Below are 16458 nucleotides of genomic sequence, written 5' to 3'. Positions count from 1 at the left end.
AACTGGCAAGACTTTAATCCGATAGAGTATCCGCGACAGGAAGCTCTGGCATCGCCTCAATATCCGCTAATGACTCCTGCAACGCAATAGCTGCCTCTTCTGCCAGTCGTCTTTGGCATCGCTCTGCAAACTCGCATTGGTGCTTAGGGGAAACGCATTTGCCATCGTTTAAAGCGACTTGTGGCATCGCCTCACCCGTTTCGTAATCCGTCAATTCCTGCCGTAACTTAGCCAGTAGATCAGTCAAAGATTGCTGGGTTTTTTGATGCTGGGCTTCTGAGTAGGGGAAGGTTAGAAAATTGGTTTTGCCATCGGATTGCGCCGAGGCTTCAGCAAACCAGTAGGTCATAGAAAGTTGGTCAGGCTGATATTCACTGGTTTCTGCCAATACATAAAGATAAAGCTGGGTTTGCCAATGGTTGCGCAGGCGATCGGCCTGTTTGGGGAGGGCGTAGGTTTTCCAATCTACGATTTGAGCCTGATTAGGATTTTGGATCAGTAAATCGTAAATAGCTACCAGCACAAACCCATCTAGCCAGTAGAAGCGCTGATGCTCACTGTCTTGTGCTCCCTCGATCATCTGGGGTGGATGCTGTAGAAAAGCCTCGAACCAAGCCTGCAAGCGATCATCTGTGGCTAGCAAGGGTTCAATGGGGAGCCCCAAGGACTGCTGTTGCATCAGTTGGTGAAATTGGGAGCCGAGCTGTTGGTGGGGATGGGCATCGATGCCCACGGACGTGTCAAGCCGATCCAGATAGCGATGCTGAAACTTACGGGGACAAGATTCCAACAGATTGAGATGACCTTGAGAAAGTTGCCAGATGGGCTGATGGGTATTTTGCATAATCTGGGAACGAAAGAATATTGCCTGGGTCACACTGAGGAGTGTCAGGGAATGCAAACGGGCGATAAGCTAGTTTGGTGGGGGAATTTCGATTATCGTAACTCAGTGCAAAAACGCCATGATTGAGGTTGAACACCTCAGTAAAGTGTACGGCTCAACAACAGCCCTGCAAGATGTCAGCTTCGTCGCCCAGCCTGGAGAGATTCTAGGGCTACTGGGACCCAATGGTGCAGGGAAAACCACCACCATGCGTATTCTGGCAGGTTATTTACCCGCAACCAAAGGCACAGCTTCTGTTGCGGGGTTTGAAGTTCATGAGCATCCCATGGCCGTCCGCCAGCGGATTGGCTACTTGCCAGAAGTGCCACCCCTCTATCCCAATATGACAGTGGAGGGCTATCTACATTTTGTGGGACGTCTGAAAGGACTATCTGCAGGCGATCGCCCCCAGCGGGTGCAGTGGGCCATTGAACAGTGCAATCTGCAAGAAGTACAAAAGACCCTCATTCATAAACTCTCCAAGGGCTTTCGTCAGCGGGTGGGGATTGCCCAAGCGATTGTCCATAATCCTCCAGCCATTATTTTGGATGAGCCTACCATTGGTCTGGATCCTCGCCAAATTATTGACGTGCGTAATTTGATTAAATCCTTGGCCGCCGATAAAACCGTCATTTTATCGACCCATATTTTGCCAGAAGTCAATATGACCTGCCAGCGAGTGGCAATCATCAACAACGGTAAAGTAGTGGCGACGAGTACCCTGGCTGATCTGAAGGCTCAACAAACAGACCAGTTAATCTACGAATTGGATGTACAGGGGACCATAGATAGTGTTGAGCACTGTTTACAGTCCTTAGAGGGGGCACTGACTTGGCGATGGTTACCGCCAGTTCAGTCCTCAGAACGTCGTAAAGTCCGAGTTACCTGTAACCCGGATCCCCAAGTGGGACAGCAACTGACCCATAACCTAGTGCATGCCGGGGTGGCCATGTATGAGATGCGACGGTTAGGAACTAGTTTGGAAGAAATTTATTTAGAGCTCACGACACAGGAAGAATTAGATACTTCTGTTGAAACTGAGGTAGATGTGTCTGAACCGCCTCTGCCTGAGGCTGATGTTAGTGAGAATAGCCCTGATTCATCTGATCAAGAGACCGATCCATCTAATGCTGAGGACAAGCCATGATTTTGATTTTTAACAATGTCATGGCTATCTTTCGCAAGGAACTGCAGGGGTACTTTAAATCCTCCTTGGCCTATGTGATTGCTGGAGTCTTTTGGCTGTTGGCCTGTAGTTTATTTGTGAGTGAAGTCCAGCTATGGACCGCCCAAAAAACAGCTGGCCAGGTGGTGGATGTGCCCCAAGAAAGCCTTAAATCCTTTTTGTCCGGCATGTGGTGGTTGGTGATGTTCCTGATGCCCAGTTTATCCATGGGCCTCTATGCCGAAGAACGTCGTCATCGGACGTTAGAGCTGTTGGCTACCTCTCCTATTACGAATTGGGCTGTGGCGTTGGGAAAACTCCTAGCCGTGTGGACCCTATTTGTGACCTTGATGCTGCCGGTGGGGGTGCTGGAGATTTTGTTTTTGAGCCATGCTGATCCGCCCATTACCGCAGGAGTTTTTGTTGTGGGCCATCTGGGACTCTTTTTGTTGGCGGCGGCCATTTTGTCCCTGGGACTGTTTATTTCGTCCCTGGCTGATAGCTCTATTTTGGCCATTATCCTCACCTATGCCCTGATTTTGATCTTATCGCTGCTGTTTTTGCTGGGAGAGCGCTGGGGAGAACCTTGGGTGGCTATTTTTGATCAGTTGTCTTTGGTGAAACACTACGTCACCTTAACCCAAGGGGTTTTGGATATGAGCAGTGTGATTCTGTTTGTCAGTTACATTGTCTTGGGCTTATTTCTCACGGCCCAGTCAATTGATTTATTACGTTTCCAGCGACGCTAGATCGCGGCTAATGGGAGTTGAAGTTTGAGAATGGAAGGGCAGACGTGACAAGGGTGGGTTCTAAAGTCATCAATTTCCTGAGCTGGTTTAGTGTGGCCTTAATGGTTGCTGGCTTCTCGGCTGGGTTTGTATCTGGTCAGTGGTTTTCGCTACCCCTGGGCGTGATGCTGAGTGGGGTGGTGCTGTTGGGTATCTCTTTGGTGTGGCGGTGGCAAAGACTATCGCCCTCCAACCCATGGTGGCAGTGGCGATCGACCCAATCTGGTACCAATGCCTTAGTGGCAACCCTAGCGGTGCTGGTGATTTTGGGTTTGGTGAACTTTATTGTCGTGCGGTACCCCTATCGGGCAGATTTCACGGAACAGAAAACCTACTCCCTCGCTCCCCAAACTCTGAATGTGTTGTCGGCCCTCCCCAACCCCGTGGAAGTGTTGGTTTTTATTGGCAATGATCCGTCTGCTTCGGATTCTCAAAGTCAGATTGTGTTGCAGAATCAGTTATTGCTGAAGGAATACCAACGACAGCAGCCCAATAAATTCAAATTCCGCTTTATCGATCCCCAGGCGGAACCCGGCTTAGCCCGCAAGCATAACATTCGTAATTTGGGTGATATTAGCTTGGTATATGACCAGCGCATGAAGCTGCTGTCTTCGGGGTTATCAGAAGTAACGTTAACCCCTGCGATCGCACTATTGACGAATGAGCGAAAAGCCACGGCTTACATGATTCAAGGCCATAATGAAGTACCCTTATCGGGGTTTACAGAGAGTTTGGCGGGGGCGGTTAATCAGCTGAAAATGGAAGGAATTACCGTTGAACCCTTGAATCTATCTCTACAGCAACAGATTCCAGATGATGCGGATGTGTTGGTGATTGCTGGGCCAAAGTTACCGTTGCTAGAAGCTGAAGTGACCTTAATTCGTGATTTCCTCAAAAAGGGCGGCAATTTATTCTTGATGCTGGATCCTGAGGTGGATGTAGGCTTAAAGCCCATTCTGGAAGCCATGAGTGCCAAATTGGATGGTCGGCTGATTGTGGATCCAAAACATGCCCGCTTGGCTTGGCCCGCTGCCTTGACCTATGGTGAGCATCCCATTACCGAGAGCTTTAGCCAAAAGCTGTCCTTCTTTCCCTTTGCCCAAGCGGTGGATGTACAAGAACAGCCCGGTCAACAAGTGACGCCACTCTTGCAAACGAGTGAAGCGTCATGGGCGGAAACGGATCTGACGGGCCAGCAAATTCAGCTGGATCAAGGACGCGATCGCAAAGGTCCATTAACCATTGGGGGTGGCGATTAAACGGTCTATTTCTGCCCCTCCACCCGCTCCCAAAGCAAAGCCTTCGCCTCCACCAAAACCCGCCCTTTCTCCGTCTAGTCCGAACTCTTCCCCTAGCCCGACAGCATCTCCTACTGGTGAGGCTGTTCCTAGCGCTTCTCCAACTGTGCCTAATTCTGAATCTGTTCCTAGTCCGTCCTTAGCACCGACCCCTCCCCTATCGACGGAATCGGTACCCCCCCCAACGGGTGAATCTCTTCAACCTGAAATTCAAGGTGAGGCTGCTCGGGTTGTGATTATCGGAGACTCTGATTTTGCCAAAGATGACCCCTACTTTGAGCAGACTGTGAATCGCGATATTTTCGTGAATGCGGTGTCCTGGCTGATTATGGATGGCGATGATCCGACATTGTCTATTCGTCCTAAGCGCGTGATTCAAAGAACCCTAGACATTTCTGACCAAATGAGGATGTTGCTGAGTGTGTTTGGGATTGTGCTATTGCCATTGACTGCCTTGGCGACAGCGGCAGCTCTATGGTGGCAACGAAGATAAGAAAAAGAGGAAAACGAACCAATTTTGACTGTGAATAAAGGGATGAAGCTTAAATCTACAACGATGATTTTGCTCAGTACTGCTATTGTCGGCGGAGCGGGTGTATTTCTGTGGATCAGCTCTCAAGATACCCCAGAAGAAATTACAGAGCAGCAAGAGCAGGTCCTCAAACTATTTCAGTTCAATGAAGATCAGGTTGCCGCTTTAACGGTCAAGACGCCTAAACTAACGCTGGTGTTTGAGCGGTCGAAACAGAGTTTCCCCCATACGTGGCGAATGAAGAAGCCCCAAGATAAGCCGGCTGATGAAGCAGCGATTGCCTTTTTGCTCAACCTCCTGGCCACGGCCAAGAGTCCTAGAACCTTATCTGTAGAACCTACGCGCCAGAAAGAATTTGGTTTTGAGAAATCTCCAGGTAATGTCAAGGTCGTTCTCAAAAATGAGCAAACTCACACTCTAGTTTTGGGTGGTCAAGATCCAACGGAAAGTTTTATTTATGCTCAGGTAGATCCTGAAGTAGACTCGGGTAAGAATTTACAAGTTATTCTTGTCCCGACTGCTTTTGTGGGTGCGATCGATCGACCATTAACGGAATGGCAGGCCCAAACTAAACCTAAGCAACCTACAGCTCCAGCTTCGCCTCCTCCACCTTCTATTGATCCTGGACCCTCGATTCCTCTATCACCCCCACAAGTGCCTCAGTAAGATCTGTGGCTAAAGATCTATGGAGCAGCACTAAGACCATCAAACTTAAACAGTGTGCTACTGCAGATAATTTGGGCTGATTTGAGGTGTGTGGTCATTTTTGCTTGGAGGCAGTGGCTGTCATTTCTGGACCACCAAAAGAGGGTTGTCGGTCGGCATATGAATGCAGCTAACTGCTCCAAAAGACTGTACCTTGATCATCTTGCCTGATTAGTGTTGCAAGGCACGCAGCAATATTGGCCGTCCAATGGCCTTTTGATTGTTGTTCAGATGACATGCACTGAGCAAAAGACCTGATATTATAAAAGTACATTTGTACTATAAAATATTCACCTTTGTGCTGGAGAAATGTCTCATGGATTACAAGCCTGCTGGTTTTCATACGATGACGCCTAACGCTACGTATCGCGATACCAAAGCAGCCATTGAATTGTATAAACAGGCCTTTGGATTAGCAGTGGATGCTTTGCTGGAAACGCCGGATGGCACAGTGATGCATGTATCCGCAACCATTGGAGATTCCCATTTGTTTATGAGTGATGAATTTGAAGGCTCGCCCCGACAAGCCCCTGATCCTCAGTCACCCGTAGCCTTTTACCTCTACTTACCCGATGTAGATGCTAGCTATCAGCAGGCGATAGATGCTGGACTGACGAGTGTTAGTGAGCCAGAAGATATGTTCTGGGGGGATCGCACGGCAACTGTCGCAGACCCCTTTGGCTATGCTTGGACCCTTGCCACTCAAGTGAAAGAAGTTCCGCCCCAGGATGCGATCGCAATCTTCAATCAAATGATGGCTAAAGCAGCTTGAATCGCCTAAAGTTCTCGGCAAAGCTGTGTAGCCACATGATGCCCAATCAAATAGGCCGTCATTTGTGGACTGACCCTCGGGAGGGGGGCCGCAGACAGATCGGCCACATAGATATTCTGACTCCCCAGGACTTTACCTGTATCTTGGGGAGATTCTAGTCCCATATCAATTGCCTTGCCGAAAATACAGCCTCCTGACAAATGCTGCTCTGTCAATAGATCATTACGACTGTAATGGCGAATATATTGCTCCACTTGGTCTTTGTTGTAAGGCATACGAGTTAATAACCGAATGAGAAATTGGAAGATCGGGTGAGGTGGTGTCCCCAATCTCTCCATCAGACAGAGTTGGTCTGTAATAGCCTTCTCTGCAACTTTAAAGTCTCGATCCTTCTCTGGAGTGCTCTGTTCAAAACATCGAAGAATGATGTCATAGGATGAATGGTTTGTCTGTGTAGACAACAGTGGGCTAGCAGAAGGCGTGTAGTATCCTTCCCGCGCAATATTGAACTTCACGATTGCAGAAATCAACTTCCACTCATTTTTTCCCATATTTTTGGGATTGAGAATGGACCACAGCACATCATCCACCGCGTTCCAGATACTGACTAGCAATCGGCTGAACCACTTGAGAAAACTAAACACATTTGGACTCTGAATCATCCAGCGCTTGATGCCATTGGGCACCCAAAATGCCAAAAATAAATGAGAGATTAAATACAGCAGTACCTCTAACTTCCCTGCAAAGAAATCAAAGGTACAAACCGTTGCTTCCCCTTTTGTATCAGGGTTGATTTTTGTCGTTGCAAATAGCGAGATATATTGATCTTTCAGGGTGGGTTGCAAGGATTGATGCAGTAAATAAATACCAAACGGCAGCAGAATGTGATCGTTGACGTGCTGGCCAATCTCCATATTCTGGAGCTTGGCCCGATGTTCGTATAGCAATTGGGGTGTGGCTGCTCCAGCACAGAGGATGATCTTCGTTTGTGCTCCGACACCATGGGTTATAGCTTCTTTAGTTTCTAAATTCAGCACTGTAATTGCATGACATCGTTGTTTCTCTCCATCACCATCAGTCAAGTGGAGTTTGAGCACCCGATGTCGAGACATGAAATCTAGATGATCATGGGTATGCCAATCCAGCAAGGACACGCCACTGGCTATTCTCTGGCCAAATTCGTTGAACTGTGTGGGAAAAATATGAATTTGGTTGGATTGGGTATCTGAATAGACGGGAATATTACCTTCCGTCTTTTCGTTGACGACAAACCCTCGTCTTTCTAAAGCTGTTCGCACATGGATAGCAACTGGAGTGAGGCTTTGCTTTGGATCACTGCGCTGAAATGAGACTGCGAGTTTTTCTTTTTGGGTATCCCAGTAACCTTGATCATGGCCGAAGTGCTGCACCAACCAAGCTGAAGACTCAAAGATCATGGAGTAGTTGATGGAGCTGCCTCCACCCATCGTGCAGGCTCTGCCCGATAAAATAGGTCGATTGTCTGGCGTGTGAGCATTGTGCAGCTTAAAGATATTCCCTTCCGCAAAGGATTGAGTCCAGTTCCGCTGGTGGGTAATATCGCTGGTTTCGAAGAAGTTGTCTCCCTCCTCCAGCACCAAAATTTTTTCGGTCGTTGAAGCAGCGAGATATTGCCTCAGGAAAGCACAAGCTCCATTCCCTGAACCCACTACAATTACGTCATAGTTCTGAGAACTGTCATACTGAGTGAGCTGGGGCATATTCGCCTCCCAATGAGTGGATTCAATGGCTCATCTGTTGGATGTGCAATAGGGTGAAATTTGCGAGGGTCTCCGACCGGCCTATGTCCTATGGACAGCAAGCAACGGCCATCGCATCTCCGTAATCTAGACCTATGACCCCTGCCAACTTAGAAGAATTTGAGCAGTTCCTACAGCGGTATAACCAGTGCTTTTGCGATCGCAACCTGGTAGCACTGAGAAATCTGTATGTTGATGACGGCAAAATCACCTATTTCGATAACCATGCAGGTTGTGACTCAACGGATTTAGACCATCACCTCCAGCAGGTTCACCAATTTTTTGCAACGGGTACTCTTGTCGAGTTATTGATAGAAGGAATTCACGTTTTTCAAACCCAGGATGCGGCTTGTGTCATTGCCAAAGTCAGATATAGCAATCAGCCGCAACCCGGAGTGCGATCGACTTTTTTCCTAGAGCGAGATCAACAGGACTGGAAAATTCGACATATTCATTTTTCGACGGACCCCAATGAACTAGATGGCCCAGAGACGGTTTAGGTTGCCGCCTGATAGCGAGCGTCTACTTCTGCCCAATTAACGACATTCCACCAAGCATCTAGATAGTCACCACGGCGGTTTTGATATTTCAGATAGTAGGCATGTTCCCAGACATCATTGCCGAGCAGAGGGATATTGCCTTCTAACAGAGGGCTGTCTTGGTTGGGAGTACTAGTGACGGCTAACTTGCCATCTTTTGTTAGCACCAGCCAAGCCCAGCCGCTACCAAATCGAGTTAAGCCCGCTTTTTTGAATTCAGATTGGAAGGCTACAAAACTGCCGAAGCTGTCTTCAATGGCGTCTGCGAGCTGGCCTGTTGGTTTGCCTTCAGCATTCGGGGTCATGCTGGCCCAAAATAGGGTGTGATTAGCATGGCCACCACCATTATTGCGGACCGCAGTGCGAATATCTTCGGGCACGGCATTGAGATTGTTTAATAGATCTTCTACAGATTTACCCGCTAAGTTGGGGTGCTTGGCGATGGCAGCATTCAAATTGTTTACATACCCAGCATGATGCTTATCATGATGGATTTTCATGGTTTTGGTGTCGATGTACTTTTCCAGTGCAAAGTAGCTATAGGGGAGCGGTGGCACTGTAAATCCTTCACCGGCATCAGCTTGGGCAATGAGAGTGCTAGGTGGAATGTCTGTAACCGCTTGGGCGGGTTGAATGACATTCCATGTCACCACGCTGACAAACATGGCAATAACCAGAAGCGTATTGGAGAATCGAAACCGCATAAACGTTCACCCAAAAAAGTCCTCAATTCTTGCATTAAATCAGATAGCGGTAGCCGGGGACTACTCCTTTTTTTAGCAGTATCTCAGCGGAAATTACGATCAGATTTTCTTATGTAAAATGAAAAAAATATTGCCGTCATTGGAGGCTGCGAATCTTTTAAGTCCATTACCCTTTGACGGCTCCGGCTGTGAGCCCTTGAATAATCTTGCGTTGGAAAAATAGAACCAGCAGTACTAAGGGAATGGTTCCTAACACGGTGGCGGCAGCAATAGGACCATAGGGGATCTCAAAGATAGATGATCCGCCAATTTGAGCTGCCGCTACAGGAATGGTTTTCATACTTTCCCGGGTAATAAAGGTCAGGGCGAAAATGAACTCATTCCAGGCAAAAATAAAGGTCAGAATGCCAGTCGTCACGAGGGCTGGCAATGTAGTAGGGAGAACAATTTGCCAGAGCATTTGCACCGTATTGTAGCCATCGACTTTGGCGGCATCTTCTAGGTCCCTGGGCAACTGTTGGAAGAAGCTACGCATCACCAGAATCGTCAAGGGTAAATTGATGGCGGTGTAAGGAATAATCAGGGCTAAATAGTTATTCGCCAAGTGCAAGACTTGGACAATCTCTAAGAGCCCGAGAAACAGCAGAATGTAGGGAAATAGGGTGACAATTAAGACGGCGGAGAGGAGGATCTGCTCTCCGGGCAATCGCAAGCGGGCTAGGGCATAGGCGGCGGGAGAGCCAATGCCTAAACATAAAAAGGTTGAGGTAATCGCAACTAAACTGCTGTTAAACAGATAGCTGGCAAAGGGGCGACGACTAAGCAGTTCTATATAGTGCTCCAAGGTATACCGCAGAGGGATATAGATATTGGGAACTTGTGAAATATCCTCATTCACCTTTATTGAGGTCAAGAGCTGCCACAGCACTGGGGCCAAACTAAACAGGACCACCAAAATAACGGAGCCCGTTAACAGTAGCCCTTTGAGAGAGCCGGATGGCTTGGAAGGTGAGTCGGTCGTCATGGGTTATTGGGCTCCCGAGATACTGGTGCGGAGTTTGGAGAGGATAAAGGTGGAGATGGCAACGGCCACAATCAAGACTAAAAAGGTGACGACTACGAGCGCCGCTCCATAGCCAAAGTCGAGGTAGCGCATCACCGTGGCATAGATGTAAATAGACACCATTTCCGTAGCCCCAGCGGGTCCCCCTTCCGTCATTACCTTAATCAGGTCAAAGACCCCAAAGGACTGGGCAAACCGGAACAAGACGGCAATCAAGATTTGCGGCATCAACAGGGGCAGGGTGATTTGACGAAAGCTCTGCCAAGGCGATGCCCCATCAATGGCATGGGCTTCGTACAGATCTTCAGAAATGGACTGTAATCCCGCCAGCAGCAAAATGGCAACGAAAGAGGTGGTTTTCCAAATGTCGGCGGCGATGGTGGCAAACAGGGCTAGGGTTGGATCCCCTAACCAGTTAATGGCCTCTGGGATGAGATGTAGCCGCAGCAATATATCGTTCAACACCCCGTACTGGTCGTTAAAAATCCAGGTCCAGGTCAAACCAATTAGGGCAGTGGGTAAGGCCCAGGGCAAGATAGCAATGGTTCTGGCCAGTCCCCGACCGCGAAAGCTCTGGTTGAGGACCAGGGCAACCCCCATGCCCAGAATCAGTTCGATACTGACTGCGATCGCAGTAAAGATCGTGGTATTGCCAATACTTTGCCAAAAGCGTCCGTCGCCCATCATGCGGCTATAGTTGCCGATGCCCGTAAATACAGGCTGTAAGTTTGTGCCTAGGTTTTTGGTAAATAAACTCAACCAAAAAGCCCGACCAATTGGATAGGCAAAGACCAGCAGCAATAGGAGCAAAGCGGGGGTAATCAGCAACCAACCCGTCAGTTTCTCCCGATCTCGAACCGTTTTGAGGTTGGACATAGGCATACTCGGCAATCAGTTTAGTGGGTCAGACTTCCCTCTAGAATAGTAGACATTGCCCCACCCACTACGAGTCAGCATTGTCTGCGCCCGTGATGCCCCCTCGTCATTTGTTTTTGTCGTCAGATAAAAAACATTAAGACCCTCCTCTCAATTTTTATGATTCAAGGCTAAAGTGGGCTAGAGAAGGCTTTTTCTCCTTCCTTGCTGATCCCATAATGCTCTGCTGCCTCAATCCAGATTGTGAAAAGCCGCTAAACCCTGACACGCATAAGCATTGTCAGCAGTGTGGTCTGCGCTTAGTTTCATTATTAAGCGATCGATTTAAGATCCTTCATCCCTTGGACCGGGGCGGATTTGGCAAAATCTATTTGGCAGAAGATACCCACAACCACCATCAGCCCTGTGTGGTCAAGCAGCTGGCTTATCAGTCCCAAGGTACCTGGGCCGTTCAGCGTGCAGAGGAGCTATTTGCTCAAGAAGCCCAACAACTGCAGCAACTAGGCCAAAATCCTCAGATTCCAACCTTATATGCCTACTTTACAGAAGGAGTCAATCTCTACCTGGCTCAGGAATTTGTCAAAGGCCATACGCTGCTCAAAGAACTCCAAACCACTGGCGTGTTTGGCGAACCTAAAATTCGTGAATTGCTCCTGAATATTTTGCCCGTCTTGCGAGATATTCATGTTCAGGGGGTGATTCACCGAGATCTGAAGCCCGAAAACATCATGCGACGGGATGATGATGGCAAACTCGTCCTAATCGATTTTGGGGTTTCTCGACGCTTTACAGAGTCGATGCTGATGAAAACGGGCACGACTTTGGGTTCCCAAGGTTATGCAGCCTTAGAACAAATGCAGGAAGGGAAGTCCATCCCCGCCAGCGATCTGTTTAGTCTGGGGGTGTCTTGCTTTCAGTTGATGACCAATAAGGTTCCCTATACCTTTTTCTTGCAGTACGGCTATAGCTGGATCAGTCAGTGGCAGCAGTATGTGCAGATTCCTCTGAGTTCGCGATTTCGGACGATTTTGGATAAACTTTTGCAAAATGATTTGCGCCAGCGCTACGGTTCTGCCGCCGCTGTCCTCGCGGACCTGCAAGCGCAACATGTGATCCAAGTGCCATCGTCAGCCCCCACTAAGACTTTCTCCCAGCTGTCCGTCGCTCCCACTAAGCTGGTGACTAGCCAGCCCCATAACAAGCCAGTCCCAATTCCCCCCCAAACGATCCTCTCAGCAGAGCATCCATTGCTGAAAACGTTTCAGTTTGAAGTGGTGACCGTTAACACTAAGGGCGAAGTCGCCCAACGTCGGCAGCGAGATGCAGAGTTTTTTCAAGAAACTCTGGGTAATGGCGTCAAGCTGGAAATGGTGGCACTTCCAGGGGGACAGTTTATGATGGGCTCCCCGAACCATGAACTGAAGCGGGATACCCATGAAGGGCCGTACCATTCCGTCAAGATTGCCCCGTTTTTTATGGGTAAGTTTGTAATTACCCAACTGCAGTGGCGGGCGATTGCAGCTTTACCGAAAGTGTCCCAAGATATCCATTACGACCCCTCCAAATTTAAGGGAGCCACCTACCCCGTCGAGCAAATCTCCTGGCGAGAAGCCATCGAGTTTTGTGCTCGCCTGTCTCAAAAAGCCGGTCGTGAGTATCGATTACCCAGCGAAGCTGAATGGGAATATGCCTGTCGGGCAGGTACAGCGACCCCGTTTTCCTATGGCCCTACTCTCTCTTCTCAGCAGGCCAACTATCAGGGGCAATTTGTGTATGGCCAGGGCCCCAAAGGCGTCTATCGAGAATCGACAACGCCTGTAGGACGGTTCTCTCCCAATAACTTTGGGTTGTATGACATGCATGGCAATGTCTATGAATGGTGCTTAGACTGCTGGCATAAAAACTATGATGGGGCCCCTATCGACGGCAGCCCCTGGATAACCACTAAAGAAAACGATCCAAGGGTTCTCCGGGGCGGATCTTGGTATAACAAACCCCGGTATTGTCGCGCCGCCAATCGCAGCCGCTATACTCCCAACAATCGCGTCAATGATATTGGGTTTCGCGTTGCCTTGACCCTGTAGTAGGCGGGAATCAGGTTTTCAAAAGCTGTCGGGTTTCTTGGGCAGCAGCTTGCATGGCTTCGCTCGGTGTTTGTCGCCCGGTTAAGGCGGCACTGAGATATCGCTGCAAAATATCCGATGCCTGAGCATATTGGGCAATCGGAGGACGCAACACAGAGCTTTCAATCACTTTTTGCAAATCCGGTAAGTACTCATACTCTTTGACTAGAGTGGGGTCGGTAAAGAGCGCTTTACGGCTCGGCACAAACCCAGAAGCCAAAATAAACTTGCGCTGGGCTTCCGTGCTGCTGAAGTATTCGACGGCTCGCCAGGCTTCATCGGCATGACGTGTCGTTTTCGAGATACCAACGCCCCAGCCCCCCTGACAAGCGCCACTTCCGAGGCCTGCTGCATGGACCATGGGCTTAATGCCAAACTTGCCTTGAATTTTGGAGCTGGGTTCGGTGTTGCCCAGCTTCCAAGCATAGGGCCAGTTGCGCATAAACACTGCGTTGCCACTTTGGAACTGCAGGCGAGCCACTTCTTCGTCGGTGGCGGTCGTCCCTGGAGGAGAAATCTTGTCGGCAACGGTGGTTTGCAGAAATTTCAGGGATTCAATGGCTTCTGGACTATCGAGTCCCACCTCTTTGGTTTCGGGATTGACCCAATAGCCGCCAAAGCCTTCTAACATTTCCACAAACATAGCGGCAGCCCCTTCATACTGCTTGCCCTGCCAGACATAGCCCCATTGGGCTTTGCCCTGGGATTGCAGTTCTTTGGAGATTTTAATCAGTTCGGCGGTGGAGTTGGGTGGATCAAAGCCCGCTGCATCGAGTAAATCCTGGCGATAGTAGAGCATGCCGCCATCGGAGCGGAAAGGCATGCGATAGAGGCCCTCTTCATAGCGTCCCCCGTCTACGTCTCCCTGCATAAACTCAGCCAGTTCTGCATCGGTAATCCGATCAGAGAGGTCGAGCAGCCATCCTGCCGCCGCAAATTTGGGTGCCCAGACGATATCCATGTAGATCAAGTCGTAGGGGGAATCGCCCAGCAGAAAAGATGTGGTGTAGAGGTCCTCTCGTAGATTAGTGGCGTTAGGGCCTTCAATCAGGTCAATTTTGATATCGGGGTTTTGGGCCTCGAAATCATCAACAATCAGCTGCCAGTTAGGAATTTCTTGCCCTTGTAGCATCATCGATAAACGGACGGGCTGTTGTGCCCAGACTACATAGCCACCGATGATGCTTAAGCAGACCAGCAGACTCAGCACTATAAAGCGCAGTCGTTTCGATAGGCGATGGAACGGATTTTGGGCGTGCCAGAGTTGCGATCGCATTATCCACTTCATGTTGATGAGTCCCTCAGCAGGCGTTCTCAACACTCTAGATCCCCTGTGGGTAAAAATCAAAATCCTCTGGTAGGCAAGCTGTCTAGGAGCGATTAAGGTAAAGAAGGGTAAATCCGATGCCAACACCATGATTGATGCGACGCTGCCAACTGATACGCCTGCAAATGAGCGGGTACAACCCACAATCAAATTTCTGCAGCAACCAACGTGCCCAGAATGGATTGACCAGGCTCTCCAAAATCTAGACACGATTTTGCTGGATCACTCCCACTGCGAGCGCAAGGCGGCGGGAGTGGCGGTCAATATGATGTTTCGCTATCCGTCCTATACCAAGCTAGTGCGAACGCTGACAGCGATTGCCAGGGAAGAGTTGGAGCATTTTGAGCTGGTGAATCAATGGTTGGATCGGCGAGACATTCCGATGGCTCCTTTGCCTGCCCCTCCCTATGGTTCAAAGCTCAGTGCCCAAGTCCGCCGAGATGAACCGGAGCGATTGCTGGATATGCTGCTGGTATCGGGATTGATTGAAGCCCGCAGTCATGAGCGGTTGGGATTGCTGGCCCAGCATCTTCCAGACCCGGAGTTGGCCAAGTTTTATCGCAGTTTAATGGCCTCAGAAGCCCGTCACTATGGGGCTTATTGGGTCTTGGCAACGACTTATTTTGAGGTGGATGAGGTGACGGCTCGCCTGCAGGAGTTGGCCACGGTGGAAAGTGAGCTGCTAGCGAGTCTCCACCCTCACCCCCGGATTCACAGCTAATGCAGGACCAATTTCGTGATTTTGTGATTCGCGCCTGGCAGCCCACAGATCGGCAGGTGGCGGCGGAGGTGATTCGGTCGGTGCTGGCGGAGTATGGAATTGGCTGGGAGCCAGACGGGGCAGATCGTGATGTTTATGAAGTGGAGACGGCCTATTTGCAGGTCAGGGGTGCCTTCTGGGTGGTGGAGCAGCAGGGGCAGGTGGTGGGAACAGCAGCATTTTATCCGGTGAATCGCGGGGTAGGCACGGTAGAGATTCGCAAGATGTATTTGTTGCCCCAGGTGCGAGGGAAGGGGTTAGGACGCTGGCTTTTGCAGCGGTTGGAGCAGGAGATTGCAGCTCAAGGATTTCGAGAAGTTTGGATTGAGACAGCCTCGGTGTTGAAGGAGGCGGTGAAGCTGTATGAGAGCAGTGGGTATTTGCCTGCGACGGGTATTGAGACAGAACGCTGCGATTTGATTTACTCGAAGGTTTTGCAACCAGAGCAGTGAGGCGAGTAACTGAGTAACGGGTGCTATTTACCCCTCTTGGGGGGTAAGGCTGGTTTTGCTGGGGTCAGTCAAGACTTTGCGGAGCCAAAGGTGATGCCTTCGTAGAGGCTGGCAACTGTGAGTTCGACGTCAATGGAAGTGAGGGCGATGGTATCGGCAGCGGTTTCATAGGCGCGAAACATCCAGAAATCACTGTCGGTTTTGGTATATTGCTGGACGTCTAGTTCGTATTGATTAATCAGCAGATATTCCTGTAGGTCTGGGATTGAGCGATAGTACTTGAATTTATCGCCTTGGTCATAGTCTTGGGTTGATTTGGACAGAACTTCAATGATGAGTTTGGGGTTGGTGAGGGTGTCGGTGCGATCTTGATAGGGTTGGGGTTGGCCCTCAATTACCATCAGGTCGGGATAGGTAAATTTGCGATATTTGGCGATCCATAGCCGCACATCGCTACTGAAGGGTTCGTAGTTTTTGCCTTGGAGGGCTTGCAGCAGGTAGGCACATAGGCGGGTGATGATCCGATTGTGGTTGAAGGATGCTCCCGTCATGGGAATAATCTCGCCATTGTGATATTCGCTTTTGAACTCAGCTTGGTCTTCTAAAGCCAGGTATTCTTCTGAGGTATATCGGGTTTTGGCTGCTGCGGTTTGCATGGTAGCCCTGATGAATGACCTGTTTCAATCATAGACG

At 49.5% G+C, this 16458-nt stretch carries 17 protein-coding genes; 10 read left to right on the top strand and 7 right to left on the bottom strand.

The genetic code is table 11. From position 1 onward, the window contains the following. Positions 1-13: 13 nt before the first annotated feature. Positions 14-844, bottom strand: a complete 831-nt coding sequence (locus HRE53_RS12220) for a PD-(D/E)XK nuclease family protein (RefSeq protein ID WP_235110747.1) — start codon at positions 842-844, stop codon at positions 14-16. A gap of 118 nt (positions 845-962) precedes the next feature. On the opposite strand from HRE53_RS12220, the gene HRE53_RS12215 reads away from it, so the two are divergent. The 6 genes from HRE53_RS12215 to HRE53_RS12190 all read left to right on the top strand — a co-directional run bounded on the left by HRE53_RS12215 (position 963) and on the right by HRE53_RS12190 (position 6143). Continuing rightward, entirely contained in the window at positions 963-2030 is a 1068-nt protein-coding gene (locus HRE53_RS12215; protein ID WP_235110746.1) for an ABC transporter ATP-binding protein, read from the top strand. Beyond that, on the top strand, positions 2027-2797 hold the full coding sequence (locus HRE53_RS12210; RefSeq protein WP_212663670.1) for an ABC transporter permease: 771 nt from the start codon (positions 2027-2029) through the stop codon (positions 2795-2797). The genes HRE53_RS12215 and HRE53_RS12210 overlap by 4 nt, the downstream gene beginning before the upstream one ends. 53 nt (positions 2798-2850) lie before the next feature. Continuing rightward, on the top strand, positions 2851-4095 hold the full coding sequence (locus tag HRE53_RS12205; protein WP_235110745.1) for a Gldg family protein: 1245 nt from the start codon (positions 2851-2853) through the stop codon (positions 4093-4095). After that, the gene (locus tag HRE53_RS12200; RefSeq protein WP_235110743.1) at positions 4085-4627 is read left to right on the top strand and encodes a hypothetical protein; all 543 of its coding nucleotides are present in this window, start codon (positions 4085-4087) and stop codon (positions 4625-4627) included. The genes HRE53_RS12205 and HRE53_RS12200 overlap by 11 nt, the downstream gene beginning before the upstream one ends. Before the next feature lie 42 nt (positions 4628-4669). After that, the gene (locus HRE53_RS12195) at positions 4670-5332 is read left to right on the top strand and encodes a DUF4340 domain-containing protein (protein WP_212663668.1); all 663 of its coding nucleotides are present in this window, start codon (positions 4670-4672) and stop codon (positions 5330-5332) included. Positions 5333-5687: 355 nt separating this feature from the next. Then, the gene (locus tag HRE53_RS12190) at positions 5688-6143 is read left to right on the top strand and encodes a glyoxalase/bleomycin resistance/extradiol dioxygenase family protein (RefSeq protein WP_235110741.1); all 456 of its coding nucleotides are present in this window, start codon (positions 5688-5690) and stop codon (positions 6141-6143) included. Positions 6144-6148: 5 nt separating this feature from the next. Here the strand turns inward: HRE53_RS12190 and HRE53_RS12185 are convergent, their stop codons facing one another. Next, the gene (locus HRE53_RS12185) at positions 6149-7882 is read right to left on the bottom strand and encodes a GMC family oxidoreductase N-terminal domain-containing protein (protein WP_235110740.1); all 1734 of its coding nucleotides are present in this window, start codon (positions 7880-7882) and stop codon (positions 6149-6151) included. Positions 7883-8016: 134 nt separating this feature from the next. Here HRE53_RS12185 and HRE53_RS12180 point away from each other — a divergent pair, with 134 nt between their 5' ends. Further along, positions 8017-8421 carry a nuclear transport factor 2 family protein gene (locus HRE53_RS12180; RefSeq protein ID WP_235110739.1) on the top strand — a complete coding sequence of 135 codons (405 nt, stop codon included), beginning with the start codon at positions 8017-8019 and terminating at the stop codon, positions 8419-8421. On the opposite strand, the gene HRE53_RS12175 is transcribed toward HRE53_RS12180, so the two are convergent. The 3 genes from HRE53_RS12175 to HRE53_RS12165 all read right to left on the bottom strand — a co-directional run bounded on the left by HRE53_RS12175 (position 8418) and on the right by HRE53_RS12165 (position 11103). After that, entirely contained in the window at positions 8418-9164 is a 747-nt protein-coding gene (locus tag HRE53_RS12175) for a superoxide dismutase (RefSeq protein ID WP_235110738.1), read from the bottom strand. The genes HRE53_RS12180 and HRE53_RS12175 overlap by 4 nt on opposite strands. Positions 9165-9330: 166 nt before the next feature. Further along, complete coding sequence (locus HRE53_RS12170; protein ID WP_212663664.1) at positions 9331-10188, bottom strand: carbohydrate ABC transporter permease; 858 nt, start codon at positions 10186-10188, stop codon at positions 9331-9333. 3 nt (positions 10189-10191) lie between these two features. Then, positions 10192-11103, bottom strand: a complete 912-nt coding sequence (locus tag HRE53_RS12165; RefSeq protein ID WP_235110737.1) for a carbohydrate ABC transporter permease — start codon at positions 11101-11103, stop codon at positions 10192-10194. A 218-nt stretch (positions 11104-11321) separates the two neighbouring features. Between HRE53_RS12165 and HRE53_RS12160 the strand changes: the two genes are divergently transcribed. Continuing rightward, complete coding sequence (locus tag HRE53_RS12160) at positions 11322-13187, top strand: bifunctional serine/threonine-protein kinase/formylglycine-generating enzyme family protein (RefSeq protein WP_255801407.1); 1866 nt, start codon at positions 11322-11324, stop codon at positions 13185-13187. Positions 13188-13197: 10 nt separating this feature from the next. Here HRE53_RS12160 and HRE53_RS12155 read toward each other — a convergent pair whose 3' ends face one another. Further along, the gene (locus HRE53_RS12155; protein WP_396133452.1) at positions 13198-14502 is read right to left on the bottom strand and encodes an ABC transporter substrate-binding protein; all 1305 of its coding nucleotides are present in this window, start codon (positions 14500-14502) and stop codon (positions 13198-13200) included. A gap of 139 nt (positions 14503-14641) precedes the next feature. Here HRE53_RS12155 and HRE53_RS12150 point away from each other — a divergent pair, with 139 nt between their 5' ends. Then, complete coding sequence (locus HRE53_RS12150) at positions 14642-15274, top strand: tRNA-(ms[2]io[6]A)-hydroxylase (RefSeq protein ID WP_235110734.1); 633 nt, start codon at positions 14642-14644, stop codon at positions 15272-15274. After that, positions 15274-15765, top strand: coding sequence for a GNAT family N-acetyltransferase (locus HRE53_RS12145; protein WP_235110733.1), 492 nt, complete (start codon positions 15274-15276; stop codon positions 15763-15765). Before HRE53_RS12150 ends, HRE53_RS12145 begins: the two co-directional genes overlap by 1 nt. Before the next feature lie 68 nt (positions 15766-15833). On the opposite strand, the gene HRE53_RS12140 is transcribed toward HRE53_RS12145, so the two are convergent. After that, positions 15834-16421 (bottom strand): Uma2 family endonuclease, encoded by a 588-nt coding sequence (locus tag HRE53_RS12140; RefSeq protein ID WP_235110731.1) that lies wholly within the window; start codon positions 16419-16421, stop codon positions 15834-15836. Positions 16422-16458 lie beyond the last annotated feature (37 nt).

It is taken from the genome of Acaryochloris sp. 'Moss Beach', assembly GCF_021497025.1.
GTDB classification, from domain to species: domain Bacteria; phylum Cyanobacteriota; class Cyanobacteriia; order Thermosynechococcales; family Thermosynechococcaceae; genus Acaryochloris; species Acaryochloris marina_A.
Note: the sequence above shows the minus strand (reverse complement) of the source record. Positions and strands in the feature narration are given on the sequence as shown.

Excerpts from the sequence above, each read along its gene's own strand:
- HRE53_RS12220 (WP_235110747.1), bottom strand. The coding sequence starts at position 844 with ATGCAAAATACCCATCAGCCCATCTGGCAACTTTCTCAAGGTCATCTC.
- HRE53_RS12215 (WP_235110746.1), top strand. The coding sequence starts at position 963 with ATGATTGAGGTTGAACACCTCAGTAAAGTGTACGGCTCAACAACAGCC.
- HRE53_RS12210 (WP_212663670.1), top strand. The coding sequence starts at position 2,027 with ATGATTTTGATTTTTAACAATGTCATGGCTATCTTTCGCAAGGAACTG.
- HRE53_RS12195 (WP_212663668.1), top strand. The coding sequence starts at position 4,670 with ATGAAGCTTAAATCTACAACGATGATTTTGCTCAGTACTGCTATTGTC.
- HRE53_RS12190 (WP_235110741.1), top strand. The coding sequence starts at position 5,688 with ATGGATTACAAGCCTGCTGGTTTTCATACGATGACGCCTAACGCTACG.
- HRE53_RS12185 (WP_235110740.1), bottom strand. The coding sequence starts at position 7,882 with ATGCCCCAGCTCACTCAGTATGACAGTTCTCAGAACTATGACGTAATT.
- HRE53_RS12180 (WP_235110739.1), top strand. The coding sequence starts at position 8,017 with ATGACCCCTGCCAACTTAGAAGAATTTGAGCAGTTCCTACAGCGGTAT.
- HRE53_RS12175 (WP_235110738.1), bottom strand. The coding sequence starts at position 9,164 with ATGCGGTTTCGATTCTCCAATACGCTTCTGGTTATTGCCATGTTTGTC.
- HRE53_RS12170 (WP_212663664.1), bottom strand. The coding sequence starts at position 10,188 with ATGACGACCGACTCACCTTCCAAGCCATCCGGCTCTCTCAAAGGGCTA.
- HRE53_RS12165 (WP_235110737.1), bottom strand. The coding sequence starts at position 11,103 with ATGTCCAACCTCAAAACGGTTCGAGATCGGGAGAAACTGACGGGTTGG.
- HRE53_RS12160 (WP_255801407.1), top strand. The coding sequence starts at position 11,322 with ATGCTCTGCTGCCTCAATCCAGATTGTGAAAAGCCGCTAAACCCTGAC.
- HRE53_RS12155 (WP_396133452.1), bottom strand. The coding sequence starts at position 14,502 with ATGCGATCGCAACTCTGGCACGCCCAAAATCCGTTCCATCGCCTATCG.
- HRE53_RS12150 (WP_235110734.1), top strand. The coding sequence starts at position 14,642 with ATGATTGATGCGACGCTGCCAACTGATACGCCTGCAAATGAGCGGGTA.
- HRE53_RS12145 (WP_235110733.1), top strand. The coding sequence starts at position 15,274 with ATGCAGGACCAATTTCGTGATTTTGTGATTCGCGCCTGGCAGCCCACA.
- HRE53_RS12140 (WP_235110731.1), bottom strand. The coding sequence starts at position 16,421 with ATGCAAACCGCAGCAGCCAAAACCCGATATACCTCAGAAGAATACCTG.